Annotated in this window: 2 protein-coding genes; one reads left to right on the top strand and one right to left on the bottom strand. The window is 50.5% G+C overall.

The annotated features are described in order from the left end of the window. The coding region (locus I656_RS00045) for an MDR family MFS transporter (RefSeq protein WP_020756987.1) at window positions 1–1,217 on the bottom strand (1,217 nt) is incomplete at its 3' end. Between the two features lie 193 nt (window positions 1,218–1,410). Between I656_RS00045 and I656_RS00050 the strand changes: the two genes are divergently transcribed. Beyond that, complete coding sequence (locus tag I656_RS00050; protein WP_020756986.1) at window positions 1,411–2,931, top strand: BCCT family transporter; 1,521 nt, start codon at window positions 1,411–1,413, stop codon at window positions 2,929–2,931. The last annotated feature ends 62 nt before the right edge of the window (window positions 2,932–2,993 follow it).

Below are 2,993 nucleotides of genomic sequence, written 5' to 3'. Positions count from 1 at the left end.
GCCGACGCCTGCGCCAAAAACGCTCCCATCACCGTGACGCCGATCGCCGTGCCGATATTGCGGCAAAACATAAAAAAGGCAGTTGCAATCCCCTTTTCATGGGCATCAGCAAGCTGCTGCGAGCCGATAACGCCCACGGTTGACGTCAAGCCGAACGACAGCCCTTGCAAAAACATGATGAAAAAGACGTACCAAAACCCATGGCTTTCATTCAGCAAGGCGAGGAAAAGGCCGGAAGCGACAAGTAGCACGTTGCCGATGATGAGAAGCGGACGATAGCCATAGCGCAAAATCCACTTCCCCGCCGGCACGGCGGCGATCATCCAGCCGACCGAGGAGCCGAGCAAGGCGACGCCGCTGGCAAACACGGACAAGTGGGCGACATTTTGCAAAAAGAGCGGGATGTAGCTTGACGTCCCAAACAAGGCGACACAGCTGACAAAGCCATTAATGTTCATCCATTTGAGCGTCCGATGATGAACAAGCGACAGCGGCACAAGCGGAGATGGCTGCCGTTTTTCGAAATAATAAAAGACGACAAGCAACAACGCTCCGGCCGCACCGTACCACCATCGCCCCTGTTCAACGACCGTGACGAGCAAAAGCAAGCTGATCGCCGCCGCAAACAGCGCCGCGCCCATATAATCAACCGCCGCCCGCTTCGGTTCATACACTTCTTTATACGGAAGCAGCGTCAAAAGCGAGAGCAAGCAAATCGGAATGTTGACATAAAAAACCCAGCGCCATGTCGCATACTCGACAAACAGCGAACCTAAAAGCGGCGCCAACACGGCAGAAAGTCCCCACATGGCCGTAAAAAACGCTTGGATTTTTCCGCGCTTTTCCACGGGGAACAAATCGCCGGCGATAATCGCCGGAAACGGCATCATAAATCCGGCCCCCACCCCTTGCAAGGCGCGGAATAAAACAAGCTGCACCATGTTTTGCGACAACCCGCAAAAAAGCGAGCCGATTAGAAATAAAATAATGCCAAAGCTGAATACTTTTTTGCGGCCGAATAAGTCCGACAGACGACCGGCAATCGGCGACAGGACAGTCGTCGCAATCATGTACGATGCAAACGTCCACGCATACAGGGAAAATTCCCCAAGCTCTTCGGCGATGATCGGCATTGTCGTGTTCATGATGGTCGTATCCATGGACGCGACGAGCATCGCCAGCACGATGCTGACCATGACCGACAGGCGGCTGCTCATACAAATAACCTCCTTTTTTGGTAAACTACAAGTATTTTATTTTACACGATAAAAAATCATGGCACAAAATGATATGCGTCAAAAATTTGGATCGTTTGTATTCATTGTCGAATTTTGTTACCCTAAAAGTGCAAAGCCCCAAAACCGCTAACACGATCCTCATGAGATTATTGTACAAATAAGGAGGAATGAGATGAAAAAAACAACAAGCGTCTTTTCTATTTCCATTGTGATCGCCATTATGTTCATTATTTGGGGAACCATTCCGGAGTCCTCTCTGCCGCGCTATCATTTAAACGCGGTCAGCGGTGCGGTGCACACGTTTCTAATCGATAAATTCGGCTGGTTTTATTTGCTCAGCGCTTCGTTGTTTTTGGCGTTTTCTTTGTTTCTTATTTTTTCCCGTTACGGAAATATCCGCCTCGGCCGCGACGGGGAAGAACCGGAATACAGCTATATGACGTGGTTTGCCATGCTGTTTAGCGCCGGAATGGGAATCGGGTTAGTGTTTTGGGGAGTGGCCGAACCGGTGTCCCACTATTACACGCCGCCAACAGGAGAAGAGGCAACGGCGGAAGCGGCCCGTCTGGCCATGCGCTACTCGTTTTTCCATTGGGGGCTGCATCCATGGGCGATCTACGGCGTCCTTGCCTTGGCGCTCGCTTACTTCCAGTTTCGCAAGCGAGAAGCCGGGGTCATCAGCCGCACGCTGCGCCCGTTGCTAGGAGCGCGGACAGAAGGCGGTCTCGGTGTAGCCATTGATACGCTAGCCGTATACGCAACCATTTTTGGCGTCGCCACCTCGCTAGGGCTGGGAGCCATTCAAATCAGTGGGGGATTGCATCAGTTGTTCCCAAATATTTCAAACTCTATTTCAACACAACTGCTCATCATTGTGGTTGTCACGGCTCTGTTTATGCTCTCGGCGCAAACCGGCCTAAACAAAGGCATAAAATGGCTGAGCAACATCAATATTGCGCTCGCATTGTTGCTTATGTTGTTCATGCTGTTTGCCGGTCCAACGAATTTTATTATGGATGTGTTCACGTCGACGATCGGGACGTACTTACAAAATCTTCCCTCGATGAGTTTCCGGCTCAACCCGTTCGAGCAAAATGATTGGCCGAAAGTGTGGACCATTTTTTATTGGGCGTGGTGGATCGCATGGGCGCCGTTTGTGGGGACGTTTATTGCTCGCATTTCCCGTGGGCGCACGATCCGTGAATTTATGATCGGTGTCTTGGTGGTTCCAACGATTTTCAGCGCCCTTTGGTTTTCCGTGTTTGGCGGCTCAGCTCTTTATTTGGAGCAGTTCCAACATGCCGGCATTGGCGAGGTAATGAATGAAAAAGGAGTAGAAACAGCTCTGTTTTTTACATTCGAACATTTCCCATTCGCTCCATTGCTCTCGGGAATTGCCATTTTGCTCATTTGCACATTTTTCGTCACATCGGCAGACTCAGCAACGTTTGTGCTCGGCATGCAAACCACTAACGGCAGTTTAAACCCGCCAAATTCGGTCAAGTTCGTCTGGGGCATCATTCAATCGGCAGCTGCGACGATCTTGCTGTGGACTGGCGGTCTGCAAGCGTTGCAAACCGCTTCGATCATCGCTGCATTCCCGTTTGCGATCATCATGATTTTGATCGTTCTGTCCCTTATCCGTTCATTTCAGGAGGAAGTGACGCGAAAAGCGAAAAAACCCATCCAATAATGACCAAAGGTGTCCCTCAAGCAACGGGACACCTTTTCTTATTATAGGATGTACGAAATGAT

The sequence above is a fragment of the Geobacillus sp. WSUCF1 genome, assembly GCF_000422025.1.
Lineage (GTDB): Bacteria > Bacillota > Bacilli > Bacillales > Anoxybacillaceae > Geobacillus > Geobacillus zalihae.
The sequence above is the reverse complement of the archived record's forward strand: the minus strand, read 5'-3'. Positions and strand labels throughout refer to the sequence as shown.